A 26,244-nucleotide genomic window follows, 5' to 3' on the forward strand; every position below is an offset into this window, starting at 1 on the left:
TAGGCCCTCCCTCCCTACGCGGAGAAAGCCCCGTGTCCAAACGAAGAGTAGTCATTACCGGCCTGGGCCATGTGTCCCCGGTGGGCAACGATGTCGCCACCGGCTGGGCCAACCTGCTGGCCGGCAAGTCCGGCATCGCCGCCATTACCCGTTTCGATGCCAGCGACATGGCGTGCCAGATCGCTGGCGAGGTCAAGGACTTTGCCATTGGCGACTATATCTCGCCGAAAGAAGCGCGTCGCAACGACCTGTTCATTCATTACGGCATCGCCGCCGCGCTGCAGGCGATCGCCGATGCCGGTCTGGACGACATCCCCGGCCTCGACCGTACCCGTGTCGGTGTCAATATCGGCTCGGGCATCGGCGGCTTGCCGCTGATCGAGGAAACCGGTGTGGATCTGATGCAGGGCGGCCCGCGCAAGATCGGTCCGTTCTTCATTCCGGGTTCCCTGATCAATCTGATCGCCGGCCAGGTTTCCATTCTCAAGGGATTCCAGGGACCGAGCTACGGTATTGTGTCCGCGTGCACCACCGGTGCGCATTGCATCGGCGATGCCGCGCGACTGATCCAGTACGGCGACGCCGACATCATGGTGGCCGGCGGTGCGGAAGGCGCCATCTCGCGCCTCGGCATCGGGGGCTTCGCTGCGATGAAGGCGCTCTCCACCCGCAACGACGATCCGGCCGCCGCCTCCCGCCCGTGGGACAAGGGACGTGACGGTTTCGTCATGGGCGAAGGAGCCGGCGTGGTGGTGCTCGAGGATTACGAGCACGCGGTCAAGCGCGGCGCCCGCATTTATGCGGAACTGGCCGGCTTCGGCATGAGCTCCGATGCTCACCATATCACCGCCCCTTCTAGCGAAGGCCCGGCCCGCGGTGTGACCAACGCCTTGCGCGACGCCCGTGTCAATGCGGACGAAGTGGACTACATCAACGCCCACGGCACATCCACTCCGCTGGGGGACGCCAATGAGACCGTGGCACTGAAAATGGCGCTGGGGGATCATGCCTACAAGGCGGTGGTGAACTCCACCAAGTCGATGACCGGCCATCTGCTGGGCGGCGCCGGTGGCGTCGAGGCGATCTATTCGATCCTGGCCCTGTACCATCAGGTCTCGCCGCCGACCATCAATATCGACGAACAGGATATCGAAGCCGGTTGCGATCTGGATTACGTCAAGGAAGGCGCCCGCCAGATGCCGATCCGTGTGGCGATCTCCAACTCGTTCGGGTTTGGTGGCACCAACGGCACGCTGGTTTTCAGGCGCGCCTGATTTCCGGAATTCACCTTCGGCCAAAACCGCTGCGGTATCGCAGCGGTTTTTTTATGCCAAGTAGTTGGTGCAACGATGGCGGAGTAGGCCGGATCTTGCGTTCTGCCCTCTTGCGCAATACGGGGCACATCATGCTGGTTGCGTTTTCGCCCGGGGAAAGATACCGTCGGATTAACCGGTTCGGAGTCGATCCGGACGGGCATGCGGTGCAAAGAGAACCCATGTCGCCTGGTATGTTAATGTGGAGAACGGACAATGCTGGTCAATGGCATAGCCCAACACACCATCGATGCCGGAGACCGGGGGCTGGCATATGGAGACGGTGTGTATCGCACTCTGGAGTGCCGCGAAGGACAGCCATTGCTGTGGGATCTGCATTTCTCCTGCCTGGCGCGCGATGCGGCGAGCCTCGGTTTGCCCGCGCCCGACGCCGACATACTGCTTGACGAGGTTCGCGCCGAGTCGGCGGGCATGCGTCGCGCCATCGCCAAGATCATCCTGACCCGGGGATCGGGCCGCCGCGGTTATGCGATCCCCGATGAGACCGTTCCCGCGCGGCTGGTCGCGGCCTTCGAGTGGCCAGGTTATCCGCCGGAGTGGAATCGCGACGGCATTACCGCGCGTGTCTGCGATCTGCGTCTTGCCTTGCAGCCCCGGCTCGCGGGCATCAAGCATCTGAACCGGCTCGAACAGGTGCTGGCCCGCTCGGAGTGGCGCGATCCTTCTATCCGAGAAGGGCTGCTGCTCGACTCCGAAGGCTTTGTTGTCGAGGGAACCATGTCCAACCTGGTTCTGGTTCGGGGCGGGGAGTTGCTGACTCCGCGGCTGGATCGTTGTGGTGTGAATGGCTGTTTTTTGGCATGGCTCGCCGGTGTGCGCCATGTGAGATCCGAGCGCTTGACGCTCGCCGAGGTGTTGGCGGCCGATGAGGTGTGGTTCGGCAATAGTCTGGCCGGTATTTGGCCTGTGGCAGAACTGGATGGACGACGCTGGACGGCGTTTCCCGCCGCTGGCGAACTGGCGAGCCGCTGGGCGGAGCGCCGCTGATTCCGGCTTAACTTTTCTTTACGCCGGTCGATAATGGAAAGCAGGGTGATCGCCAGCGGTCGCCATTCCGGATCCACCCCATCAGGAGGTCCCATGTCCACTATTCCCACGGGCAGTACGCAGTCTTTGACAGGCGGTGCGCAGGCCGCCGGAACGGCCGCTTCGCAAACCGGCAAAACCGGTACGCCGGCCAGTGCCACCAGTATCGAGATGAAGGTCAAGTCCGAATCCAACGTGCAGATTCTCAAAGCATCGCTGGAAGTGTCGATCAACAGCGGCAATCAGTCACAGCAACTGGTTTTCCGGGCGGCCATCGACAAAATCAACGAGGAGCTCGAACCCTCTCTCGGCCCCGATGCCATTCAGCATGCCTCGAATCAGGACAACTCGCCCGAAGCGACCGCCGCGCGCATCGTGGCGATGTCGACCGGCCTGTACGGGGCCTATTCGGCCCAGCATCCCGGCGAAGATCCGAAGGAGGTCGCGAAGAAGTTTGTCGACATCATCCGTTCCGGTGTCGACAAGGGATTCAAGGAGGGCCGGGATATTCTCAAGTCGCTCAACGTGCTGCAAGGCGATGTCGCCAGCAATATCGACAAGACCTATGATCTGGTACAAAAAGGTCTGGATTCGTTCTTGTCCAAAATGACAGGAACGGACGCATCCGGTGGCGGAACGGGAACCGGTGCGGATAAAAACGCTTAATACCTTTTGGTAATAAAAAGATAGTATCAGATTATTTTTTAGGATAACGGGAGTGCGTTATAGTGAGGACACGCCGGTCGATCACGGGATCGCCGGTCTTGCGTTCCTCCTCTCAATGTAATGGGATTCGTGTGATATCTCAGGCCGGGCCCAAGGGCCCGGCTTCTTTCTGCCGGGCCGACTATGACGAGTCTGATGGACATCCCTTTGCCGGATGCGGGAGTGGAGCCGGTCGCCGTCGTTCTCAATCCGCTGCTGACCGCCTTGGGATTCGAGCCATCGCCTCTTGTCCACCAGGCGGGGCGGATTTCCGCCTTGCATGAAGACTGGACGTTCTCCTCGGTGTTCCAGCCGGTTTTTTCGCTCCGCGCGACGGATGAGGCGCCCGGCTATATGGGCGCGGAAGCGCTTGTCAGAGTCAGGGACGGAAACGGGCATCCGATTCCCCCGCCCATGTTGTTTGCCGCGGAAACATCACCTCGCCGCACTGTGTATCTCGATCGCTTGCTGCGCTGCCTGCATGTCGCCAATTACCGGCAAAGCCGGATGTCGGCGAGGATGCTCTTCCTCAATGTCAATGCCCGGCATCTTGCCAATGTCAGCGAACATCACGGGCAGTTTTTCTCCACCGTGCTGGAAAAGCTGGGCATGGATCCGGCCCTGGTTTGTCTCGAAATCGTCGAAGATGCTGTCGATGATCCGGCACGATTGCTCCTTGCCGTACAACGCTACCGTCAGTTGGGGTTTGCCATTGCCCTTGACGATTTCGGGCAGGGCGCTTCCAACCTTGAACGCGTCTGGATGCTCGAGCCCGATTTCGTCAAGATCGACAAACGGTTGATGCGGCGTGCCCTGATGCGCCCGGATCTTCGAGACAAACTGGCCAGCCTTGTCGACATCCTGCACCTGAACGAGGCCAGGGTCATTGCCGAAGGCATCGAGAGCGAATGGCAGCTCGCGATCGCCCGTGAAGCGGGCTGTGATTTTGCCCAGGGCTATCACCTGGGGCGACCCGAGGCGTTTGTCGTTTTGTGATGTTCTGAATAACCGCTTATGGTGTGATCCTGATCGTTGGGATTCTCTTTTTTTACCGGGCAAGAAAGACCGCTTCCGGTATGGCGGCATGACTTTCCCGGTTCTGACTTCTCTTCGGCTGATGGAAGTCCGCATTCGGCTATTTCATAATTCCTCTGTATTCTTGAATTAACGAATCCGAAATGAGGAATCTTGGCCGGCGGATTAATCTGTCATTCTCATGCAAAAGATAAATATAAATAAAGCATAAGAAATGCCTTCGTGAATTCTTGAATATCAGTCAAATGGAAAATCTGAGAGGCAGATACGAAATGAGTCCGGAGGAGGTGCTATGTCTTACTCGATTGTTTTGCCAGAGGACTTCACCGAAGAGCAGCGTTGTTTCGTGGAGAAATTCAAGGAAACCATTCAGCTGCTGTCTGATCAGACGAATGATACATTGTTTGGAGTGAAGGATGTAACATCACGCCATATTCTTTCCACTGATCATTTTGCAAAAATAGTTTCATTGCAGTATGGCCGAGATGTGGAAGGGCGTATGGATTATGACATGCCCTGCGAGGGAACCGCGCAATTTGCCGACTGCTTTATCCGAGAAGATCGGCAACTGATCCATGGAGGAAATATCAACAAGAGCATGACAATGCTTAATGTTCATCATTACGGCGACGGGCTCCATGCCAGGGTATTTTCCAAGCATCTGCTCAAACATTTCGACTCTAACTCTGTGTTGGGCACGATTTACCATGGATACGAAATTCAGATAGCCAATTTCTTGAGCCTGATGCCGAACTATATTCTGGAATTCGGGGGGGGCTGCAGCATCGAGCAGGTGGAAGGAAGCCTGGACATCGACTCGGTGACGTTGACCGAATACGAGCAGGAAATCTGCTTCTTGCTGTTATTGAATTGGGATTTCGGCCAGATAGCCGCTTTCATGAACAAATACCGTCCCAAGACTCATGGGAAGGCGCGTGTGGCCGATTCCATCATCAAAAGCAAAAACAGGATTTGCGAGAAGATCGGCCTGCCGTCCGCGACAGTCAGTGCTCTGCGCGATGCCCTGATCGGTCTTGGGGTTCATCGGAAAATGCCGCAATCGCTATTCAAGCGCTTGATCGGATCCAAGCCTATCGGGTGAAGCGATCCGAACCAAGATGCGATGCCGGACAACTGAACATCAGCACCAGTGGCTCCTCGCCGTTATTGATCAATGAATGCTCCACCATGGGAGGAATGGAAAACGAGCACCGGGCACCGACTCGACAGGATTGCCTGGTGCCGTCAGTCATGCCCGCGAGGTGTATTTCTCCCTCCCCTGACAGAATGTGGTAGTGTTCTTCTCCTTGATGGTGATAATGGGGATTGACACGATGGCCCGGCGCAATACGGGTGATATAGGTGCCGAATGATTCATCCCCCAGTAGTTTGACGATGGTTATGCCGGCGATCGTGTCGCAAACGCCTGAGTGCAGCGTTGTATCCCAGTTTATAATTTCCATTTTTAATAACCTATTGTCATTGTGACGTGAAAAATAGTGTATGGAGTTGCGTGTCAGTCGCGTTTCTCCAGTAAATTGGACTTATTTTTTTTGCGCATCTTGGTTATCCTGCTTGGCGTTGGGCCAAATGGTATGACCGGGATGTGGCTAATTGGTATTGTGCCGGCCGTTGTCGGTTTGGCTGTCCAATATTGACTGTGACTGGTGTCGGAATTGAAAGTTGCCGGATTTTTTGGTTGTCATTGTTTTTTGTGATTTCACATTTTGCTTTTGGGGTCGGTTCGAATGTCGAATGGTTAGTGTGGGGTATTGGATGCCATATTTTGTTCATGCTGTTTTGCTAGAAAAATGAGCTTTTAGAGATATCATCATGAACAGTTCAGTCGACAAGATGGAATTCATCGGGATGGCGCTGACGCAATTGCAGCGCTTGGTGGATGACCTGCCTCCAGGCGAGAGACGTACGGCAATGCACTGGCATTTATCGCAGATCATGGTTGCCTGCGGCGAATCACGGCAGTTGCTGGATAGGGTCAGCGGCTCCTTGCACACAATGAACGAAGTGCTGGACGGGATTTCCAGGCTCCTGCATCACCTGGACGAGCGGCCCATTCAGGCTCATTACCTCGCCGGAATGATCGCCATGCTCAGGCGGCAGGCCGGTGGGGCTCCACCCTGAGGCGACCGCTTGATGGTGCAATGGGCGAGGCCGCAAGGCGGGCGGGATCCCGGAACCTTGTGCTTAGTCGGTATTTTCTACAAACCATTCGATATGCCGTCCTTCCTTGCCGATGCCGTGACGCCTTAGCGCGTCGGACAAGGCGGCGGCAAAGGCCTCCTGGTCCGCGATCCCTTCGTAAACCTCCATCCACGTTGTCGCGTCATCGCATTTTCGCATCAGTCTTCCACGCACGCCGCCGTGTTCGGCCAGCCAAGCCTGCATCGCCTTGAGTGTCTCGGCATCGGGGCTGTCGATGCCTGTCAGCCGGTAGTAGATGTAAACATTGCGCTTCATCGGCGGTCGCTCCGGGAAAATTTGGCTTATGATAAGCCAATTCATGGGTAGGTGAACTTGCGAGGGGGACGTGTTGTGCCGCAGGGAATCAAGACCTTGGCGGTCGTCGGTGTCGGGTTGATCGGCGGATCGTTTGCGTTGTCGCTGAAAAAGGCAGGTCTGGTGGAGAGGGTTGTCGGCGTGGGCCGCAGCCTGGAAAACCTGGAGCGTGCCTTGGAATTGGGCGTGGTTGACGCGATTACCCGTGATGCCGCCGAGGCGGCCGCGGAGGCCGACGTTGTTTTTCTGGCGACTCCGGTCGGTCAGATGGAGCGCGTGCTGCGGGCGATGGCGCCCGTTTTGGCGGCAGGTACGCTGGTGACCGATGCGGGCAGTACCAAATCCGATGTGGTGGCGCTGTTCCGCGCCTGCTTGCCGACGCATTTGCGCTGGTGTGTGCCGGCCCATCCGATTGCCGGCGCGGAAATGTCGGGCGCCGCCGCCGCGCGTTATGGCCTGTTCGAGAATCGCGATGTGATCCTGACGCCGCTCCCTGAAAGCGATGCGGATTCCAGCGAGCGCGTTGCCGCGCTCTGGAAGGCCTGCGGCGCGCACCTGCACTGCCTGACGCCGGCCGGACACGATGCCGTCTTTGCCTCGGTCAGTCATTTGCCCCATCTTCTGGCCTTCGCTTATGTTGACATGATTGCGGGTATGCCGGATGCGCGGACCCGTTTCGATTTCGCGGCGACAGGATTCCGCGATTTTACGCGCATTGCCGGCAGCTCTCCCGAAATGTGGCGGGATATCGCCCTCGCGAACCGGGACGCCCTGCTTGGCGAGCTGTCCGCCTATCGCTCCGCGCTTGACGCGATGGTGTTGGAGATCGAGCGCGGCGAGGGCGGGGCCCTTGCCGAACGTTTTACCCGCGCTCGGGAGGCGCGCCACAACTGGTATCAGTCGTTTCTGAAAAAGGGGTGAGCGGCGAGCGCAGCGCGTGCGCGATGACCGCGAGCTTGTCAGCGGGCTCCCAGCCGGGAGGTTTCAGGATTTTACCGTCCGCGCGTTTGACGACCTTGCCATCCTGACATTTGCGCAGGTTGGCTTCGTGAATGGCCTGGGTCATCGCCTCGACGGGCATGCCCTGGGAGAGGAGCAGACCGGTCAGGACATTGAGCAAATCCACGCCTTCGGCCGTCAGTTCCGCCATCGCCTCCACTCTGGTCGCTTCATCGCCAGACGCGGCCATGTCCTTGAAGGCGGCAAGGGCATCGGTGAACTCCCGCCATTCTTCCCCGACCATGGTTTCCCACATCGCCAGCGTTGTTTCCCGATGACCGGGTTGTGCGGGAACCGGCATGTCAAAGCGCCGCATGAAGTCACGGCGCAAAGCGAAAAAATCACTCATTGCATCACTATCCGATGGTTATTCGTCGCAGTGTACCGGATGCGGATCTCATGTGGCGAACCCGCGCCAAGCACGATGACGGGTATCGGTGTACCATGCTCATGGATTTGAAAAATGCATATTCTGTGTTTTTACTTGCCGGGAGCGCTACCATGAGCCATGGTTTGCCGGAGTTCGTTGTGCGTCAGGCGGAACCTGACGATGCCGATCGTATCGCGGAACTGTATACCCAATTGACGGGAAATCCCGGTGTGCGAGTGTTGCCCGCCCGCATCGCCAGCCTGGGCCAGGATGCCAATGCCAGGCTTTTCGTGTGCGAGTACCTGGGCGAGGTGTGCGGCACCGCGCTGGTCGCGCTGTGCGCCGATGCGATGTTCGGGCGTCAACCGTTCGGTGTGGTGGAAAATGTGGTGGTGGACGATGCCTTGCGCGGCAAGGGTGTCGGTTCGCTCCTGCTCAGGCACGCCGAGGCTTTTTGCCTGGCTTCGGATTGCTCGAAAATGATGCTGATGAGCGGTCGAGAACGGGATGACGCTCATCGCTTCTTCGAGGCCGCCGGATTCACCGGCGCTGTCAAGCGGGCCTTCGTGAAATACCGGCGCGACATGGCGTTGCGCATCGATGCGCAGGCCGAAGCCGAGCCGGTCTGATCCGTCACCGGCCGCGCAGCGCGGCGAAGCGGTCGAAATAGTCGGGGAAGGTCTTGGCGACGCATCCCGGATCGTTGATGGTGACCGGCACGCCAAGCAGGCTCACCAGCGAGAAGCACATCGCCATGCGGTGATCGTCATAGGTGTCGATCGCGACATTCGGAATCAGCCTGGCCGGCGGCGTGATGCTCAGGAAGTCGGCCCCTTCCTCCACGATCGCGCCGAGTTTGCGAAGCTCGGTGGCCATGGCGGTCAGGCGGTCGGTCTCCTTGACCCGCCAACTGGCGATATTGCGCAGCGTTGTGGTGCCGTCGGCGGCCAGCGCCGCCACGGCCAGTGTCATGGCCGCGTCCGGGATGGCATTCATGTCGGCGTCGATGGCCTTGAGCCGCCCGTTGCCCGACGCCTCGATCCAGTCGTCGCCCAGGCGCACCTCCGCGCCCATCATGGCGAGCGCCTCGGCGAAGCGCACATCGCCCTGGATGCTGTCGCGGCCGACGCCGTGAACCCGCACCGGTCCTTTCCCCAGCGCGCCGGCGGCCAGGAAGTATGAGGCGCTGGACGCATCGCCCTCCACGCGGATCTCGCCGGGAGACCGGTAGCTGCCGGCCGGAACGAGGAAACGTTGCGCATCCAGCGTAACGACCTCAATGCCGAAGCGCCGCATCAGATTGAGGGTGATCTCGATGTAAGGGCGGGAAATCAGCTCGCCCTCCACGGTCACCACGCATTCGCGCCCGCACAGGGGCAACGCCATCAGCAAGGCGGTGAGAAACTGGCTGGACACGTTGCCCCTGACCGGAATCTCGGCGCGCTCCACTTTTTTGCCCGGTGCGATGGCGAGTGGCGGATAACCTTCCATGCCCGTGTAGCGGATGTCCGCGCCGGCAAGGCGCAAGGCATCGACCAGATCGCCGATCGGCCTCTCCCGCATGCGCGGCACGCCGTCGAGGACGTAGTGCCCGTCGCCAAGCGCCAGTGCGGCGGTCAGGGGACGGAATGCGGTGCCGGCGTTGCCCAGGAAAAGCTCCGCCTGGCGGGCCGGGAAGCGACCTTCCGCACCGCGCACCAGAAAATCCCGGCTTTCGTTGTGTTGCGTTATGCCGACACCGAGCGTTGTCAGCGCCTTGAGCATGTAACGGATATCGTCGGCGTCGAGCAGGCCGCGCACCAGGGTCTCTCCCCGCGACAGGGCGGCCAGCAGCAGGATGCGGTTGGAAATGCTTTTGGAGCCCGGGAGGGTCAGGTCGCCGGCCAGACCGGCGACGGATGGGAGAGTCAATTGTTCCATGGCGTTCGGAGTGTCTTTTGAGAGGTTCTGGGTCTGATCACACTCTAACAACCCGAAGCCACTTCGCGCAACGCGCGGCTCGGAGCAACGTCCGCGCTTCTGGTAAACTGGCGGGCTGTCTCAATTACAAGCAGTCGATCGATCATGACCGTACCCGTCATTACCCTGGATGGCCCTTCCGCATCGGGAAAGGGCTCCGTGGCTTCGCTGGTGGCCTCCCGGCTCGGATTCCATTACCTGGATTCCGGCAGCCTCTATCGCCTGGTGGCGCTGCTTGCCCTGCGCCGCGGGGTTGCGCTGGACGACGCGGCGGCGCTGGCTTCGCTTGCGCTGACGCTGCCGGTGCGTTTCACGGGAGGGCGCATCGTGGCCGAAGGCGATGATGTGTCCGACGCGTTGCGTGCCGAAGAGGTCGGCAACGGCGCGTCGAAAGTGGGCGCCCTTCCCGAAGTACGCGCCGCGCTTCTCGAGCGACAGCGGGCATTTGCCGTCGAACCAGGCCTCGTCACGGACGGACGCGACATGGGGTCGGTGGTCTTCCCCGATGCCGCTCTGAAGGTGTTTCTGACCGCGGACGCCGCGGTTCGCGCGGATAGGCGCTATAAGCAGTTGATCGGCAAGGGAGAATCTGCTAACCTCGCACAAATTACGCAGGACATCATTGAACGGGACGCGCGTGACGCGGCCCGGGCGGTGGCGCCCTTGCGTCAAGAGCCGGATGCCATGCTGCTGGATACCTCTGCCATGACAATCGACGAGGCTGTCGACCAGGTCGCTCAGTGGTACGCCAGTCGGCGGTCATCCGGTTTGTGATTTTTTGTCAGGGCGGTTTGTGCATCACAGCATGCTCCGCCCAGTGTTCAACCCTCAACCCCGCATCCCGAAGTCGGGGATGCACGTGTGAGTAATCTTAATGACTACCCTCGCTATGGAAAACTTTGCCCAGCTGTTCGAAGAAAGCCTGACCCTTCACGATATGCGCGTGGGCGAAGTGATCACTGCCGAAGTCGTGGCGGTTGATTCCAACTTTGTAACCGTCAATGCCGGTCTGAAGTCCGAATCCCTCATCAACGTCGACGAATTCAAGAACGACAAGGGCGAAGTCGAAGTCGCCGTTGGCGATTTCGTTACCGTCGCTATCGATGCCCTGGAAAACGGCTTCGGCGAAACCAAGCTGTCCCGCGAGAAGGCCAAGCGCCTGGCGGCCTGGATCGAGCTGGAAGAGGCGCTCGAATCCGGCAAGATCCTGTCCGGCCTGATCAGCGGCAAGGTCAAGGGCGGCCTGACCGTCATGGTCAACGGCATCCGCGCGTTCCTGCCGGGCTCCCTGGTCGACGTGCGTCCGGTGAAAGACACCACCCCGTACGAAAACAAGCAGGTCGAATTCAAGGTCATCAAGCTGGACCGCAAGCGCAACAACGTTGTCGTATCGCGTCGCGCCGTTCTGGAAGAGACCCTGGGCGAAGAGCGCAAGGCTCTGCTGGAAACCCTCAAGGAAGGTGCCGTCGTCAAGGGTATCGTCAAGAACATCACCGACTACGGTGCGTTCGTTGACCTGGGCGGCATCGATGGTCTGCTGCACATCACCGACCTGGCATGGCGCCGCGTCAAGCACCCGTCCGAAGTCCTCGCCGTCGGCGACGAAGTCGAAGCCAAGGTGCTCAAGTTCGATCAGGAAAAGAACCGCGTATCCCTCGGCCTCAAGCAGCTGGGCGAGGATCCGTGGGTCGGCCTGTCCCGTCGCTATCCGTCGGGCACCCGCCTGTTCGGCAAGGTGACCAACCTGACCGACTACGGTTCCTTCGTGGAAATCGAGCAGGGTATCGAAGGTCTGGTGCACGTTTCCGAAATGGACTGGACGAACAAGAACGTTCATCCGTCCAAGGTTGTTCAAGTTGGCGACGAAGTCGAAGTCATGATCCTCGAGATCGACGAAGACCGCCGTCGTATCAGCCTGGGCATGAAGCAGTGCATGGCCAATCCGTGGGACGAATTCGCCCAGAACTTCAAGAAGGGCGACAAGCTCAAGGGCGCGATCAAGTCGATCACCGACTTTGGCGTGTTCGTCGGCCTGCCGGGCGGCATCGACGGTCTGGTTCACCTGTCCGACCTGTCCTGGAGCGAAGCCGGCGAAGAAGCCGTTCGCAAGTTCAAGAAGGGTGACGAGGTCGAAGCCGTTGTCCTGTCGATCGACGTCGAGAAGGAACGCATCTCCCTGGGCATCAAGCAGCTCGAAGGCGATCCGTTCAACAACTTCGTCGCCATGAACGACAAGGGCTCCATGGTCAAGGGCACCGTCAAGGCCATCGATCCCAAAGGTGCAGTCATCCTGCTCGACAGCGATGTTGAAGGCTATCTGCGCGCTTCCGAAATCTCGCGCGACCGCGTGGAAGACATTCGCACCCACCTGAAGGAAGGTGACGAAGTCGAAACCATGATCATCGCTGTGGATCGCAAGAGCCGCTCCATCAGCCTGTCGATCAAGGCTCGCGACGCCCAGGAAGAAAACGCCGCCCTGAAGGGCCTGCAGTCCGAAAACGTGTCTGCCGGTACCACCAACCTCGGCGCGCTTCTGAAGGCGAAGCTGTCCTCCGGTAGCAACGAGTAAGGGGCGCCATGACCAAGTCTGAGCTGATTGCGAGGCTGGCAGACAGACTTGCCGAGCGCAATTCTCAGTTGGTCTACAAGGACGCTGAGCTGGCCGTCAAAACCATTCTGGATGCGATGGCCGGCAGCTTGTCCCGGGGGCAGCGCATTGAGATACGCGGCTTCGGAAGTTTCGATCTGAACTACCGTCCGCCGCGTGTCGGCCGCAACCCCAAGTCAGGCAACAGCGTCTCCGTTCCTGAGAAATATGTGCCGCATTTCAAGGCCGGCAAGGAACTGCGCGAACGTGTCGATCTGTCGCTGATGGCGGAGACCGGCATCAAGGTGGTTCTTTAGCTCCTCTGCCTTAATCTGTGAGTAACCGGGCGCCGCGTTTACGCGGCGCTTTTTCTATCGGGTTCCGAGATGTGACTTGGGTTGGCGGCCTCATTCGTTTAAACTTGCACTCCGGCACTTTCAAACCAGGAATTGATCATGCGCTATCTCGTGCGGATTGTTGAAATCGTCCTGCTCATCCTGCTCGTCGCCATTACGGTGCAGAACAGCCATAATGTCGAGTTCCGGCTGTTTCTCGGACAATCCTGGAATGCGCCGCTGATTGTTTTCCTGCTGCTGTTTTTCGTGGCGGGCGCCGCTGTCGGCCTGATGGCGGCCTTCACCTATTATCTGCGGATGCGACGCGAGCTTGGGCGCCTGAAAAAGGAGCTCAGACAAAAGAACGCATCGCGCGTGCTCTCCGACCCGAGCGACGCCATCGCCGACTGACCGGTGAGCGTGGGACTCTGAAAGGATATCCTGTTGGATCTGGATCTTTGGTGGCTGCTGCTCTTGCCAGCCTTTTTCCTGCTGGGCTGGTTGGCCGCGCGCGTGGACATGCGCGCCGTACTGACACAGGCCAAGAGTGTTCCCGCCGGTTTTTTCCGCGGGCTCGATGCCCTGGTCGACGATAAAACCGATGTGGCGGCGCGAGCGCTGGCCGAAGTGGCGAGGGCCCAGCAGTCCTCGCTCGAATTGCCGATGACACTCGGCAAGCTCTATCGCAAGCGGGGCGAGAACGACCGCGCCATCCGTCTGCACCAGTCGATGCTCGATTCGAGCGACTTGCCCGCCGAACATCGCGACAGCGTGCTGTTCGAGCTGGCGAGGGATTTTCGCAAGGCGGGACTGGTCGATCGGGCGGAAGAAATCCTCCTGAAACTCCTCGATGGCAATATGGCGTTGAACGCGCGCCGCGAATTGCTCAACATTTACCAGCAGGACCGCGACTGGAGCAAGGCCATCGACACGGCCCGGGCATTGCGCAGCGATGCCCATTCGTTCCAGCACGAGGTTGCCCAGTTCCACTGTGAGCTGGCCCAGGGTGAGCTGTTCCGCTCCAACCTCGAGGTGGCGCGCGACTTGGTCGACAAAGCTCTTCATGCCAATCGAAAATGTGTTCGCGCCAACTTGTTGAAAGGCGATATCGCCTTTACCGAGGAGCGCTACGAAGAAGCGATCGACGCCTGGCAGGGCATCGAGAACCAGAATTACGAATACCTGAGCATGGCGGCCGAACGGTTGTTCGACGCCTATGAAAAACTGGGCAAGCCGGCCGAAGGGATCGCCTTGCTGCGCGGTTATCAGAAGACCTTCCCGCAGCTGGATCTGACGGATCTGCTCTACCAGAAGATCGCAACCTACGAGGGCGAAGCCAGGGCGCTGGAAGCGGCGCGCGAAAGCGTTTATGCCCGTCCCACCCTGTCCGGCGTGTATCGTCTGATCGAGGCGCAAATGACGGGGATGTCGCCGGAGGGCCGCATGGACGCCGAGGTGGCCCGGGCCGTGCTGCAAAAGCATGCGCTGCGTCTCTTGATGCACCGGTGCAAGTGCTGCAATTTCCGTTCGCGCGCTTTTTTCTGGCATTGCCCCGCGTGCGGCGAATGGGAAAGTTTTACCCCGAACCGATCCGAAACCCATTGATGTAGACACAGGACTCCTGAATGAACCCACTTGCCGCCCCTGGTTTTGCCTCCACCACGACGTCGCCCGTGATTGTGGCGCTGGATTTCGCCGATCCGAACAGCGCGCTGGCGTTCGCCGCGCGTCTGGATCCATCCCAGTGCCGGGTGAAGGTGGGAAAGGAGCTGTTCACCGCTTCGGGCCGCTCGCTGATCGACGCGCTGGTCGCCCGGGGGTTTCAGGTGTTTCTGGATCTCAAGTTTCACGACATTCCCAATACCGTCGCCCAGGCCTGCAAGATGGCCGCCGAGTCCGGCGTCTGGATGGTGAATGTGCATGCCAGCGGCGGGCGTCGCATGATGGAAACCGCTCGCGAGGGTCTGGCGCATTACAGCCAGCGACCCTTGCTGATCGCCGTGACGGTGCTGACCAGCATGGAGGCGGGCGATCTGGCCGAAGTCGGCATCGCCGTTCCTCCTGCCGAGCATGTGCTGCGCCTTGCCTCCCTGACCCGCGATTGCGGTCTGGACGGCGTGGTGTGCTCCGCCCTGGAAGCGCCCTTGCTCAAGAGCGAGCTGGGGGCTGCGTTCCGGCTGGTGACCCCGGGAATCCGGCTGTCCGATAGCGCGGCCGACGACCAGCGTCGCGTGATGACGCCGGTGTCGGCCCTGGCCGCCGGCGCCGATTATCTGGTGATCGGCAGGCCGATCACCCGCGCTGACGCCCCGCTTGACGTGCTCTACAAGATCAATCGCGACATTTCCCTTTATCAGGCTGAACACTCATGAAAATCACCGTTATCGGCTCCGGCTATGTGGGCCTTGTAACCGGAACCTGCCTTGCCGAAATGGGCAACCAGGTGTGTTGTCTGGATGTCGATCCGGCCAAGATCGCCATCTTGCGCCAGGGCGGTATCCCTATCTACGAGCCGGGCCTTGACGAAATGGTCAAGCGCAACGTGGCAGCCGGCCGCCTGTCGTTCACCACGGATGTGGCGGAGTCGGTGGCTTTTGGCGACATCCAGTTCATCGCCGTGGGTACGCCCCCGGACGAAGACGGCTCGGCGGATCTGCAGTATGTTCTGGCGGCCGCCCGCAACATCGCCGAGCACATGGACGACTACAAGGTGGTGGTCGACAAATCCACCGTTCCGGTGGGCACCGCCGACAAGGTCCGCGATACCATTGCCGCGACCCTGGCCCGGCGCGGCGCGGACATTCCGTTCAGCGTGGTGTCCAATCCGGAATTCCTCAAGGAAGGCGCGGCCATCGAGGACTTCATGAAGCCCGATCGTGTTGTGGTCGGCGCCGAGGACGAGAGGGCGATCGACGTGATGCGCCGCCTTTATTCCCCGTTCCAGCGTAACCACGACCGTATCCTGTTCATGGATGTGCGCTCGGCCGAACTGACCAAGTACGCGGCCAACGCCATGCTGGCCACACGCATTTCGTTCATGAACGAACTGGCCAACCTCGCCGAGACACTGGGGGCCGATATCGAGCTTGTGCGCCGTGGCATCGGTTCCGATCCGCGCATCGGCTATCACTTCCTGTATCCCGGCGCCGGATACGGCGGCTCGTGCTTCCCCAAGGACGTGAAGGCCCTGGTGAGCATCGGCAAGGAAAACGGCCATCCGCTGCGTGTCCTTGCCGCCGTGGAAGCGGCGAACGATGCCCAAAAGCTGCGTCTCGTGGACAAAGTCGTCGCCCGCTTCGGCGAGGATCTTTCCGGGCGCCGTTTCACGATCTGGGGCCTGGCCTTCAAACCCAATACCGATGATATGCGCGAGGCTTCGTCGCGGGTGATCATTCGCGAGCTTGTCCGTCGCGGCGCGAGCGTTGCGGCTTTCGACCCGGTCGCCTCTCACGAGGCCAGCCGGGTGCTGGAGGACGTCGCTGGCGTGGATTTCGCCGAGGACATGATGGATGCCCTGGACGGCGCGGACGCCCTTTTGATCGTGACCGAATGGAAGCAGTTCCGCAGCCCCGATTTCGAACAGATCCGCGCGCGTCTGAAAGCGCCGGTGATCATCGACGGACGCAATATGTACGATCCGGCCTGGGTGCGCGGATTGGGATTCGATTATCTGGCGATCGGACGCTGAAGACCGGTATGAGTGTGCTTGAAAACTGGGGATTGACCCCGGAGACGCTGTCGTCCAGGCTGGCGGCGGCCAAGGTGCTGGTGGTGGGCGATGTGATGCTCGACCGTTACTGGTTTGGCGATGTGAACCGCATTTCGCCGGAGGCGCCGGTGCCGGTCGCCCGCATTGACCGCAGCGAGGAGCGCGCCGGCGGCGCCGCCAATGTGGCGCGCAATATCGCCAGCCTCGGCGGGCAGGCGACCCTGTTGTCGGTGGTGGGCGACGATGAGCCGGGCCGGGCGCTTGAAGCGCTGATGCGCGCCGACGGCGTGCGCACCGAGTTTCGCCGCGACGCCTCGATTTCGACCACGATCAAGTTGCGGGTCGTGGCCCGGCAGCAACAGTTGATCCGGCTCGATTTCGAAGACGCGCCGAGCCACGAGGTGCTGGCCGATTCGCTCGATGCGTTCGAGGCGGCGGTGGATGGGCACGATGTCGTCATCCTGTCCGACTACGGCAAGGGCGGCCTCGCCCACGTAACGAAAATGATCGAGGCGGCGCGCCGTCATGGCAAGCCGGTGTTGATCGATCCCAAAGGCGACGATTACGCGAAATATGCCGGCGCCACCTTGCTGACGCCCAACCGCAGTGAGTTTCGCGAAGTGGCGGGCAGCTGGAAGGGCGAAGAGGAGCTGGTGCGCAAGGCGGATGCCCTGCGCCGTGAACTGGCGCTCGATGCCCTGCTCGTGACGCGCAGCGAAGAGGGCATGACCCTGTTCACCCAGGATGGCGCGTTGCACCAGCCGACGCTGGCGCGGGAAGTGTATGATGTGTCGGGCGCCGGCGATACCGTGATCGGCACGCTGGGCCTGATGATGGCGGCAGGCCTGCCCATGCCGGCCGCCATGTCGCTGGCCAATGCCGCGGCCGGCGTCGTGGTGGCCAAACTGGGAACCGCGGTGTGCAGTCGGCAGGAGCTGTTCGCGGCCTGACAGATGAAGGAATTCGCATGACTATCGTCGTTACCGGCGCAGCCGGCTTTATTGGTTCGAATATCGTCAAGGGACTCAACGAGCGTGGCATCACCGATATCATCGCCGTCGACAATCTGACCCGCGGCGACAAGTTCCGCAATCTTGTCGATTGCGAGATCGCCGATTACATCGACAAGCTCGATTTCATCGCGGGCATCGAAGCCGGCGATTTCGATGACAGCCTGGATGCCATCCTGCATCAGGGGGCCTGCTCGGACACCATGAATCATGATGGCAAGTACATGATGGAAAACAACTATCAGTACACCATGACATTGTTCGAGTTTTGTCAGGACGAAGAAATTCCGCTGCTGCTCGCCTCCAGCGCCGCGACCTACGGCAAGGGCGAGGTGTTCCGCGAAGAGCGCGAGTTCGAAGGCCCGCTGAATGTTTACGGCTATTCCAAGTTCCTGTTCGATCAGGTTCTGCGCCGTCGCATGGCGGACGGGTTGACCGCTCAGGTCGCCGCCTTCCGTTACTTCAATGTGTACGGCCCCCGCGAGCAGCACAAGGAACGAATGGCCTCCGTGGCTTTCCACAACTTCAACCAGTATCGCGAACACGGCAAGGTTCGCCTGTTCGGCGGATGGGACGGCTGGGGAGACGGCGAGCAAAGCCGAGACTTCGTGTCCGTCGAGGATGTGGTCAAGGTCAATCTGTTTTTCCTGGACAACCCCGACCTGTCGGGTATCTTCAATCTGGGCAGCGGACGTTCCCAGCCATTCAACGACGTGGCGGTCAGCACCGTGAACGCCTGCCGTCGCCATGAAGGTCAGCCGCCATTGACGCGCGAGGCGATGATCGAGGCGGGTATCCTGGAATACATCCCGTTCCCGGATGCGCTCAAGGGCAAATACCAGAGCTTTACCCAGGCGGATATCGGCAAGCTGCGCGATGCCGGTTACACCGAGCCGATGCTGACGGTCGAAGAGGGTGTCGGCCGCTATGTCGATTGGTTGATGAGCCGGTGATACCTTCCGGGACGTTCCGTCCCGATCTTTTCGGCAATGGGCGTTTTATGGATGCCCGTTGCCGCCCTTCCCGATTAATCTTCTCCGGTGATCGATTTTTCTCCGGGGAAACCATGGCTTCCATCGTCGCTTCCTTGCAGGACTCCGCGCTGGGCGGGAAAGTGAAAACGGCACGCGGCGGCTCCGAGCGTCTGTCCGGCCATACGACCGGCGCGATGCCATCGGGGGGGATCGCCAGGCGATCCGGGATGCACCGGCTCTGGCGGGCAGGAACGGTACCGCTGCCGATGCGCGACCGGCCAAGAGCGGCATGAGCCGCAGGCGGGCATACGATCGCACGGGCATGTCGTCGCGGTGACCGACAGGGGTATAATCCGTTTTCCATCGGAGAAACGCTCGTGTACAAAACCCTGGAAGATTTCGTCGGTCACACTCCGCTCGTGCGCCTCAAGCGCCTGCCTGGCGTGACCTCCAATGTGGTTCTGGTCAAGCTGGAAGGCCACAATCCCGCCGGCTCGGTCAAGGATCGTCCCGCCCTGTCCATGATCCGTCGCGCCGAGGAGCGCGGGGAGATCCGGCCCGGCGACACGCTGATCGAACCGACCAGCGGCAATACCGGCATCGCGCTGGCCATGGCTGCGGCCATGATGGGCTACCGGATGATTCTTGTCATGCCCGAGAACTCCAGCGCGGAGCGGGTGCAGACCATGCGCGCGTATGGCGCCGAGGTCATCCTGACACCCGCGTCCCGCTCCATGCCCGGATCGATCGACGAGGCGCGGCGCCTGGAGGCCGAAGGTGTCGGCCGTATCCTTGACCAGTTCGGCAACGAAGACAATCCGCGTGCGCACGAAGAGGGCACCGGACCGGAGATCTGGCAGGATACGGAAGGACGGGTTACCCACTTCGTGTCGAGCATGGGCACCACGGGAACCGCTATGGGTACCGGGCGTTACCTCAAGAGCCGGAATCCGGACATCGTCATCGTCGGGGTGCAGCCGGAACCGGGTAGCCAGATTCCCGGGATCCGCAAATGGGAGGACGCTTACCTTCCGCGCATTTGCGATTTTTCCCGGCTGGACCGGCTGATGCAGGTGTCGCAGAGCGAAGCGGAAACCATGGCGCGGCGCCTCGCCCGCGAAGAAGGCATTCTCGCCGGACCCTCGTCGGGGGGCGCGCTGGCGGCGGCGCTCAAAGTGTCGGCCGAAGTGGAGAATGCCGTCATCGTCAGCGTGGTCTGCGACCGTGGCGACCGTTATCTGTCGACCGGGCTCTTTGCCTTCCCGGACCGTTAAACCGTCAGCAAAAGCGAACCTTCATGGCTCAGCATGTCTTCACTCCCGTCTCGGACGGTACGCTCAGTCCGAGGGACTGGTACGAACAGGCGCTCGCGCAGAACGGTTTCATCCGCGATGAAGCCCAGGCCCGGGCCATCGAACGGCTCGACACGCTCTGGCACGCGCTGGTGGATTTCAAGCAGCGGCGCAACCGTTTTCTCGGGCGCAGCCTGCGCAGCCCCGAGGTGCCTAACGGCCTTTATCTGTGGGGAGGCGTGGGACGGGGCAAGAGTTTCCTGATGGATGCTTTTTTTACTTGCGTGCCTTATCAGCGCAAGCAACGGGTGCATTTCCATCATTTCATGGCGGAGATTCATCGCCAGTTGGGATCGCTCAGCAAGGAGCCCGACCCCCTGGTCACCGTCGCGGATCGCATCGCCAGAACCACCCGGTTGCTGTGTTTCGACGAGTTCCACGTCAGCGATATCGCCGATGCGATGATACTTTCCCGCCTGCTCGAGGCGCTGTTCGCACGTGGGGTGGTCATGGTAATGACTTCAAATTATCCCCCGGACGGACTTTATCCTAATGGGCTGCAGCGCCACAATTTTCTTCCGGCGATCGATTTGCTCAAGTCGAACCTTGAGGTGATCAATGTGGATGGCGGCAATGATTACCGTTTAAGGGAACTGACACGAGAACCGTTGTTCATGGTACCGGCCGGCGAGGCCGCCGATTTACGCATGTCCGCGCTGTTCGACAAATTGGCGGGAGGGCAGGAGCCGCTGCCTGGCGAGTTGACCGTGCTGGGGCGCACGCTTCATGCGCGCCGTCACGTGCATGGCGTGATCTGGTTCGATTTCGACCGGATTTGCGACGGACCCCGCGCGCAAACCGACTATCTGGAACTCGCCCGCGATTACCATACCGTGTTCGTTTCCAATATCCCGAAGCTGGAGGCTCGCGATGCGTCGCAGGCCCGGAGGTTTACCTGGCTTGTCGATGTGTTTTACGACCATCGGGTGAAGTTGGTGGCATCCGCCGCCGTCGACGCGGAGGGGCTGTATACGGAAGGGGTGCAGTCCGGGGAGTTTTTTCGTACGGCAAGCCGCTTGACCGAAATGCAGTCGCAAAGCTATCTGGCTTTGCCGCATCTGGTTGACCAATTCCAGCTGGATCCTTCCCGCAGCGTGGCGCTTTAAGAACCGGCAAAGAAAAAGCCTGCTCGGGAGAGCAGGCTTTTCGGATCGACAAAGAATCGCGTCAGACGCGTTTCTTGAACGCGCCGCCATCACGGGTGTCGATTTCGATCTTGTCGCCGATTTCCACAAAAGCCGCAACCTGGATTTCGAACGTGGTGCCCTTCAGGCGGGCGGGCTTCATGACCTTGCCGGAGGTGTCGCCGCGAACGGCGGGCTCGGTGTATTCGACTTCGCGAACGATGGTGGTCGGCAGTTCGACGGAGATCGCCTTGCCTTCATAGAAGGTCACGTCGCACACGTCTTCCATGCCGTCGACGATGAAGTTCAGGGTCTCGCCCATGTTGTCGGCTTCGACTTCGTACTGATTGAACTCGCTGTCCATGAAAACGTACATGGGTTCGGCGTAGTAGGAGTAGGTGCACTCCTTGCGATCCAGAACGACGACGTCGAACTTTTCGTCAGCCTTGTACACGGCTTCGGAGGCGGCGCCGGTCAGCAGGTTTTTCATCTTCATCTTGACGACAGCGGCATTGCGGCCAGACTTGTTGTATTCAGTCTTTTGCACGACCATCGGATCGTTGCCGATCTTGAAGACGTTGCCTGCGCGGAGTTCCTGTGCGGTTTTCATTGCTCAAAGTCCTGTTTGGAAAACGTTTTCCGTAAAAAAACGGGCTATTGTATCTGGTTTTGCACAAATTGCACCAGTCGCCCCGCAAGATCGCCGTTTTCCCGCAAGAAGGCCGCCCAGCGGTGTGAGTGCATGGCCAGTTCCGGCAGATGAACCGACATGGCGCGCCAGATGGAGGACATCGACGCCGACCGGTTCCAGCACTGCTGTGCCTCGATCAGCGCCGCCGCCGCGTCCGGCGAAAGCCCTGTGGTATAGCGGCGGAGAAAGGCATCGAGCTTCACGAGGTGGATATCGTCTTCCTGAGGATAAATGTGCCACAGAAACGGCCTTTCGGCCCATTGTGCCCGAACGAAGGAGTCCTCTCCCCTGACTATATTGAAATCACTGTTCCACAAGATTCTGTCGTAACCTTCCTGGTCGGTGAACGGCAGGATTTCGAGCGTCAGGGCATCCTGCGCCAGACGCTCGCCGGGCCGGAGTTTGGTGCCAAGCAGCGGTTCGAGGCTTTCCAGCACACGGCCTTCGGGGATGCGGCAGTGGATCGGACTTTCGTGTTCCCGCCAGGCCTGAAGCAGGCTGGCCAGCGCGGGGTTGGGGTAGGAGAACAGGCTGACGTTCAGGACATCGAACGGTGGCTGGCGGCTCGCCTGGGCAAGTCTCACGGCTTCGGGCACATACCGCTCCATCAGCAGTCCGCCCGTGGCCCGACCGAATCCGGGGAAATAAAATGTTTTCACGAGACCGCGCGCGGGATGGACCGACCGCATGCCATGGCAGCCCTCCACCCAGTCTTCGGCCGACAGGTATTCGAGATTGATCCACACCGGCGCGGGGCGGCGCGCCGCCATCGCATCGAGCACCGATTCGGGCAGATCGCAGGCGAAGGCCTCCACGACCACATCGCCGGGTACCGCGTCGCTGGCCGTGTCGTCCCAGCGCATCAACCGGATTCCCTGGCATGTCTGGTCGGCAAGACCGGGATCCAGGTCGCGGATCAGGGGTTGCGCGGCCGCCAGATCGTCGACCCAGAGCCTCACCGAGTGGCCGTGCTCTCGGACCAGTTGCTTCGCCAGTCTCCAGGTGACTCCGATGTCGCCGAAATTGTCGATGACTTTACAGTAGATGTCCCAGTTCAGGGCTGGCGTGGCTAGCATGGTGCAAGAAGGGAAGTCATACGTGGCGCAAGTTTACCATTACCTGACGCATTGTCGTCATGGCTTGGCGGGGGCCCAGGAGGTATCATGCAAGGCAGTTCTGCCGATCTGTCGAAAAAGGACATCATGAAATTTGTTTCAGGTTCCCTGCTACGCCGTTGCGCGGTAACGCTGTGCGCCCTCCTGGCTGTGTGGGCGGGATCCATGGCCGCTCTGGCCGTCTTCGTTCCCGACCTGATACGGAGCAGGGCGGAGGCCTATGTGGCCTCGCTCGGGCGGCATCTGACGCTCGGACAGGTTTCTCTGGAACCATGGTCGATGACGCTCAGGCTCGAGCAGGTGGCCTTGAGCGACAAGGACGGCTCACTGCTGTTCTCCGCGAAACGTGTCGCGGTGAATACAACGCCGACCGCGCTGCTTGTCGGGCAATGGCGCGCCAAATCCTTTTCCTTCGATACCCCCCGCCTGACATTGCGCCGCGAACGGAATGGCTCCTGGAATCTGGCGCGTTTCCTGCAGGATGCCGCCGGACCGGATGCCGCCGATTCAGGAACGACGCCATCGGTCATCGTCGATGAGCTGGATATCCGGCATGCCGCGATCGCGGCCACCGATCTTGGCGCGCCGAACGGCGAAGCGGACTGGCATGTCGGCGAACTCACTCTGAATCTCGTCAACCTGTCCACCCAAGCCCGGGATGGCAATTATGCCTTGACGGCGGGAATGCCGGACGGCACGCGGCTGGCCTGGCACGGCACACTGAACCTGCAACCGTTCGATTCTTTCGGCGAAGCGAAAATCGAAGGGCTGCCCGTTGCCGATCTGTGGCCGTATCTTGGCAGCCAGCTGGCGATCAAGGCTCCCCGAGGACGCTTGAGCGCGGAGGCCACGTACCATTTGAGCTTGCGCGGCGCCAAACCGAAACTGACATTGAGTCCCCTGACGGTTTCGCTCGCAGACTTCAAGGCGGAAACGCCGGATGGCCGCTCCATGGCCGCGCTGAAGACTTTCCGTCTCGAGGACGGCATTTTCGATCTGGCAAAGCAATCGGTGTTCTTCAAGCGCGCCCGGCTGATGGGAGGCGATCTTAACGCACGCCGCGACCGGTCCGGACGCATCGACTGGCAGGCGGCGATCAAGCCCGGCCCGGCCCTCACATCGTCTCCATCCGGGGGAGGCGGTTGGAAATTCCGTGTCGCCGATATTACGGCGGAAGGCTGGCACCTGAATGTGACCGATGAAAGTTTTGTCAAACCGCTGACTCTGGATACCGGTATCGCATCGCTGACCGGCAGTTTGCAGTTGACGCCGGACGACGGGATATCGCTGAACCGCATGACAGCGCGACTGGCCGGTCTGTCTCTGGCCTCGGCGGGGCGGGATCCCTGGTTCAGGCTCGATGAGCTGTCGGTATCGCAAAGCGACATACGGGAAAAGGACCGACAGATCGCTCCTGGTAACGTGACGCTCAACGGCTTGTCTGTCTCCATGCTCAGAAATGCGGCCGGCCGCCTCGAAACCCTTGACGATCTGCGGCGCGTTCCCTTGCCTGGAGCCAGGGCGCGCAATACCGATGCCGCGAAAGGCTGGAATGTCGTGCTTCCTGATGTCGCCCTGGCGGACGGGGCGGTGCGTTTGACCGATAAGAGCTTGCCGTCGCCGCTTTCTGTCGATTTGAACCGGATGACGGGACAATTGCTTTCCGATGACGACGGGCAGCTCGCGTACAGCCTGACCGGGATGCTTGGCGGTGGCAATGTCGATGTGGAGGGCATGCTTCGGCCTGAGCAGGGCAGCCTGCACGCTGTGGTCAAGACCCGTTCCGTTCCGCTCGCCCTGTTCGCGCCCTATGTGTTGTCCGGCAAGCCGTTGCGGCTGGCGGGAGGGACGCTGGCAACCCGGCTCGATATTTCGGCCGGCCGCGACAAGGCGCTGGTGGTTCGGGGAGAGGCCTCGGCGGATTCGGTCTATCTCTACGAAAAGGGTGTGGCAAAACCGCTGGTCGGATGGCGTTCGCTCAAAGCGAAAGGATTGGATCTGCGTCCGGCTTCGCGCGTCTGGTCGGTTTCGGATGTGCTTCTGGAGCAGCCGGAGGCCCGCCTGACCATCGAGGAAAACCGCAAGCTCAACCTGGCTCGTCTTTTGAGCCGGCCTGAGGCTCCCGTCCGGGAAGACGCCGCCCCGGCGGCAACAGATGCCGGCCCCGGCGCGATCCGGGTCAAGGCGATTCATATCGCCCGGGGTGACATCGAGTTCGCCGACCACAGCATGCAACCGGCCTTCTCGTCCCGGATTCATCATTTGCGCGGCAGTTTGACCGGGTTTTCCAATGAACCCGGCCATTCGGGAGTTGTCACGCTGGATGGCGGGGTGGATCGCTATGGCGATGTCAAGGTTCGCGGGCGGCTTGTCCCGACCAAGGCCGCCGACAACTCCGAGTTTTCGCTGGTGTTCCGCAATGTACCGATGAACTCGCTCAATCCGTACTCCATGAACTTTGCCGGCTGGAAGATTGAAGATGGCCGCTTGGGGGTAACACTTCACTACACGATGAAAGACCAACGGCTGGACGGCGACAACCGGATAGTCATCCAGTCCATCCGTCTTGGCGATGAGGTGACGGCGCCAGGCGTTTCCCGGTTGCCGTTGCGGTTGGCGGTCGCTGTTCTGGAGGATAGTGACCGGCGTATCGACCTGAACGTACCCGTGCATGGCAATCTGAATGATCCGAGCTTCAGTTATGGCCATCTGGTGTGGCAGGCGATCGGCAATGTTATCCGCAAAGTTGTCACGGCCCCTTTCAGGGCTCTGGGTGCTTTGCTGGGCAAGGAAGGATTTGACACGATTCGCTTTGTTCCCGGCGAAGCCGGGCTGGCTCCTCCCGAGCGTGAGAAACTTGAGGAACTGGGGCAGATGCTCGCGCGGCGTCCGCAGCTGTCTTTGCAACTGGGAGGCGGCTATGATGATTCCGTCGATCTGCGTGCCATGGCGCGGGCGCGCGTCGACCGGGCCATCCTGAAAGTCCAGGGTTTCAGTCCGGCCCATTCCGAGCCGCTGCCGGAACCCGATGTATCCGCTACCGAGACTCAGGAGGCGGTCAGGACGGTATTCGCCGCCAGGGTCGGACGTCTGACACTGCTGGCCCGGCGCCTGTCGCCCTCTGCGCCGTCCGGAGCGGCATTTGCGCGGCAGCTGCGTGAAGAAATGATTTCCCGCGAGTCGATACCTTCGTCGGATCTTGCCGAACTGGCGAACGAGAGAGTGGCGGCGGCGCACAAACTTCTGCTGGGCACGCATCCGGAGCTGGCATCCCGGGTCACGGTTCTTCCCCCCGCGAAGCTCCGTGCCGAAGAGGCCGGCGTACCACTGAAACTGGAGTTGGGAACGGCTCCGAGGCCATCTTTGTAAACATTTCCGGCATTTTTCTCTTTGATATCGGTC

The 26,244-nt window shown here is 60.5% G+C and carries 27 protein-coding genes; 21 read left to right on the top strand and 6 right to left on the bottom strand.

Annotation, left to right across the window (positions count from 1 at the left end):
• Positions 1–32 precede the first annotated feature (32 nt).
• The 5 genes from fabF (at position 33) to JNO50_RS05015 (ending at position 5,202) form a co-directional block, all read left to right on the top strand.
• Complete coding sequence (fabF, locus tag JNO50_RS04995) at positions 33–1,274, top strand: beta-ketoacyl-ACP synthase II (protein ID WP_189532199.1); 1,242 nt, start codon at positions 33–35, stop codon at positions 1,272–1,274.
• 255 nt (positions 1,275–1,529) lie between these two features.
• On the top strand, positions 1,530–2,321 hold the full coding sequence (gene pabC, locus JNO50_RS05000; protein ID WP_189532201.1) for an aminodeoxychorismate lyase: 792 nt from the start codon (positions 1,530–1,532) through the stop codon (positions 2,319–2,321).
• A 93-nt stretch (positions 2,322–2,414) separates the two neighbouring features.
• Positions 2,415–3,026 (top strand): DUF5610 domain-containing protein, encoded by a 612-nt coding sequence (locus JNO50_RS05005; protein WP_215796502.1) that lies wholly within the window; start codon positions 2,415–2,417, stop codon positions 3,024–3,026.
• 195 nt (positions 3,027–3,221) lie between these two features.
• On the top strand, positions 3,222–4,061 hold the full coding sequence (locus tag JNO50_RS05010; RefSeq protein WP_189532203.1) for an EAL domain-containing protein: 840 nt from the start codon (positions 3,222–3,224) through the stop codon (positions 4,059–4,061).
• A 331-nt stretch (positions 4,062–4,392) separates the two neighbouring features.
• Entirely contained in the window at positions 4,393–5,202 is an 810-nt protein-coding gene (locus tag JNO50_RS05015) for a hypothetical protein (protein WP_189532205.1), read from the top strand.
• Here the strand turns inward: JNO50_RS05015 and JNO50_RS05020 are convergent.
• Complete coding sequence (locus JNO50_RS05020; protein WP_189532207.1) at positions 5,192–5,563, bottom strand: cupin domain-containing protein; 372 nt, start codon at positions 5,561–5,563, stop codon at positions 5,192–5,194. The two genes, JNO50_RS05015 and JNO50_RS05020, sit on opposite strands and share 11 nt — an antisense overlap.
• Positions 5,564–5,933: 370 nt before the next feature.
• Here JNO50_RS05020 and JNO50_RS05025 point away from each other — a divergent pair, with 370 nt between their 5' ends.
• Positions 5,934–6,242: a hypothetical protein gene (locus JNO50_RS05025; RefSeq protein ID WP_189532209.1), complete on the top strand. Its 309-nt coding sequence runs from the start codon at positions 5,934–5,936 to the stop codon at positions 6,240–6,242.
• Between the two features lie 63 nt (positions 6,243–6,305).
• Here the strand turns inward: JNO50_RS05025 and JNO50_RS05030 are convergent, their stop codons facing one another.
• Entirely contained in the window at positions 6,306–6,578 is a 273-nt protein-coding gene (locus tag JNO50_RS05030; RefSeq protein ID WP_189532211.1) for a DUF4936 family protein, read from the bottom strand.
• A 75-nt stretch (positions 6,579–6,653) separates the two neighbouring features.
• Here JNO50_RS05030 and JNO50_RS05035 point away from each other — a divergent pair, with 75 nt between their 5' ends.
• Positions 6,654–7,538, top strand: coding sequence for a prephenate dehydrogenase (locus JNO50_RS05035; RefSeq protein WP_189532213.1), 885 nt, complete (start codon positions 6,654–6,656; stop codon positions 7,536–7,538).
• On the opposite strand, the gene JNO50_RS05040 is transcribed toward JNO50_RS05035, so the two are convergent.
• Positions 7,480–7,965 carry a pyrophosphohydrolase domain-containing protein gene (locus JNO50_RS05040; protein ID WP_189532215.1) on the bottom strand — a complete coding sequence of 162 codons (486 nt, stop codon included), beginning with the start codon at positions 7,963–7,965 and terminating at the stop codon, positions 7,480–7,482. The genes JNO50_RS05035 and JNO50_RS05040 overlap by 59 nt on opposite strands.
• 152 nt (positions 7,966–8,117) lie before the next feature.
• Between JNO50_RS05040 and JNO50_RS05045 the strand changes: the two genes are divergently transcribed.
• Positions 8,118–8,615: a GNAT family N-acetyltransferase gene (locus JNO50_RS05045; RefSeq protein WP_189532217.1), complete on the top strand. Its 498-nt coding sequence runs from the start codon at positions 8,118–8,120 to the stop codon at positions 8,613–8,615.
• Between the two features lie 4 nt (positions 8,616–8,619).
• Here JNO50_RS05045 and aroA read toward each other — a convergent pair whose 3' ends face one another.
• A complete protein-coding gene (gene aroA / locus JNO50_RS05050; protein ID WP_189532219.1) occupies positions 8,620–9,906 on the bottom strand; it encodes a 3-phosphoshikimate 1-carboxyvinyltransferase in 1,287 nt (428 codons plus the stop codon).
• Positions 9,907–10,050: 144 nt separating this feature from the next.
• Between aroA and cmk the strand changes: the two genes are divergently transcribed.
• The 12 genes from cmk to zapE all read left to right on the top strand — a co-directional run bounded on the left by cmk (position 10,051) and on the right by zapE (position 21,018).
• The gene (gene cmk / locus JNO50_RS05055) at positions 10,051–10,719 is read left to right on the top strand and encodes a (d)CMP kinase (protein WP_189532221.1); all 669 of its coding nucleotides are present in this window, start codon (positions 10,051–10,053) and stop codon (positions 10,717–10,719) included.
• Positions 10,720–10,819: 100 nt separating this feature from the next.
• The gene (gene rpsA, locus JNO50_RS05060) at positions 10,820–12,514 is read left to right on the top strand and encodes a 30S ribosomal protein S1 (protein ID WP_229804550.1); all 1,695 of its coding nucleotides are present in this window, start codon (positions 10,820–10,822) and stop codon (positions 12,512–12,514) included.
• A gap of 8 nt (positions 12,515–12,522) precedes the next feature.
• A complete protein-coding gene (locus JNO50_RS05065) occupies positions 12,523–12,849 on the top strand; it encodes an integration host factor subunit beta (protein WP_189532223.1) in 327 nt (108 codons plus the stop codon).
• 138 nt (positions 12,850–12,987) lie between these two features.
• Positions 12,988–13,278 carry a LapA family protein gene (locus JNO50_RS05070; RefSeq protein ID WP_189532225.1) on the top strand — a complete coding sequence of 97 codons (291 nt, stop codon included), beginning with the start codon at positions 12,988–12,990 and terminating at the stop codon, positions 13,276–13,278.
• Between the two features lie 33 nt (positions 13,279–13,311).
• Positions 13,312–14,472 carry a lipopolysaccharide assembly protein LapB gene (gene lapB / locus JNO50_RS05075; protein ID WP_189532227.1) on the top strand — a complete coding sequence of 387 codons (1,161 nt, stop codon included), beginning with the start codon at positions 13,312–13,314 and terminating at the stop codon, positions 14,470–14,472.
• Between the two features lie 20 nt (positions 14,473–14,492).
• Complete coding sequence (pyrF, locus tag JNO50_RS05080; RefSeq protein WP_189532228.1) at positions 14,493–15,239, top strand: orotidine-5'-phosphate decarboxylase; 747 nt, start codon at positions 14,493–14,495, stop codon at positions 15,237–15,239.
• The gene (locus tag JNO50_RS05085) at positions 15,236–16,555 is read left to right on the top strand and encodes a UDP-glucose dehydrogenase family protein (RefSeq protein ID WP_189532230.1); all 1,320 of its coding nucleotides are present in this window, start codon (positions 15,236–15,238) and stop codon (positions 16,553–16,555) included. Before pyrF ends, JNO50_RS05085 begins: the two co-directional genes overlap by 4 nt.
• Positions 16,556–16,563: 8 nt before the next feature.
• Positions 16,564–17,526, top strand: a complete 963-nt coding sequence (gene rfaE1 / locus JNO50_RS05090) for a D-glycero-beta-D-manno-heptose-7-phosphate kinase (RefSeq protein WP_189532232.1) — start codon at positions 16,564–16,566, stop codon at positions 17,524–17,526.
• Positions 17,527–17,543: 17 nt separating this feature from the next.
• Entirely contained in the window at positions 17,544–18,539 is a 996-nt protein-coding gene (gene rfaD / locus JNO50_RS05095) for an ADP-glyceromanno-heptose 6-epimerase (RefSeq protein WP_189532234.1), read from the top strand.
• Between the two features lie 113 nt (positions 18,540–18,652).
• Positions 18,653–18,853 carry a hypothetical protein gene (locus tag JNO50_RS05100; protein ID WP_189532236.1) on the top strand — a complete coding sequence of 67 codons (201 nt, stop codon included), beginning with the start codon at positions 18,653–18,655 and terminating at the stop codon, positions 18,851–18,853.
• Between the two features lie 84 nt (positions 18,854–18,937).
• Positions 18,938–19,834 (top strand): cysteine synthase CysM, encoded by an 897-nt coding sequence (gene cysM / locus JNO50_RS05105; RefSeq protein ID WP_189532238.1) that lies wholly within the window; start codon positions 18,938–18,940, stop codon positions 19,832–19,834.
• 23 nt (positions 19,835–19,857) lie between these two features.
• Positions 19,858–21,018: a cell division protein ZapE gene (gene zapE, locus JNO50_RS05110; protein WP_189532240.1), complete on the top strand. Its 1,161-nt coding sequence runs from the start codon at positions 19,858–19,860 to the stop codon at positions 21,016–21,018.
• Between the two features lie 61 nt (positions 21,019–21,079).
• Here zapE and efp read toward each other — a convergent pair whose 3' ends face one another.
• Together efp and earP are read right to left on the bottom strand one after the other, a co-directional pair.
• A complete protein-coding gene (gene efp / locus JNO50_RS05115; RefSeq protein WP_189532241.1) occupies positions 21,080–21,646 on the bottom strand; it encodes an elongation factor P in 567 nt (188 codons plus the stop codon).
• A 44-nt stretch (positions 21,647–21,690) separates the two neighbouring features.
• Positions 21,691–22,803: an elongation factor P maturation arginine rhamnosyltransferase EarP gene (earP, locus tag JNO50_RS05120; RefSeq protein ID WP_189532243.1), complete on the bottom strand. Its 1,113-nt coding sequence runs from the start codon at positions 22,801–22,803 to the stop codon at positions 21,691–21,693.
• Between the two features lie 87 nt (positions 22,804–22,890).
• Between earP and JNO50_RS05125 the strand changes: the two genes are divergently transcribed.
• On the top strand, positions 22,891–26,211 hold the full coding sequence (locus tag JNO50_RS05125; protein ID WP_189532245.1) for a DUF748 domain-containing protein: 3,321 nt from the start codon (positions 22,891–22,893) through the stop codon (positions 26,209–26,211).
• Positions 26,212–26,244: the final 33 nt, after the last annotated feature.

This window comes from Paludibacterium paludis (genome assembly GCF_018802605.1).
Lineage (GTDB): Bacteria > Pseudomonadota > Gammaproteobacteria > Burkholderiales > Chromobacteriaceae > Paludibacterium > Paludibacterium paludis.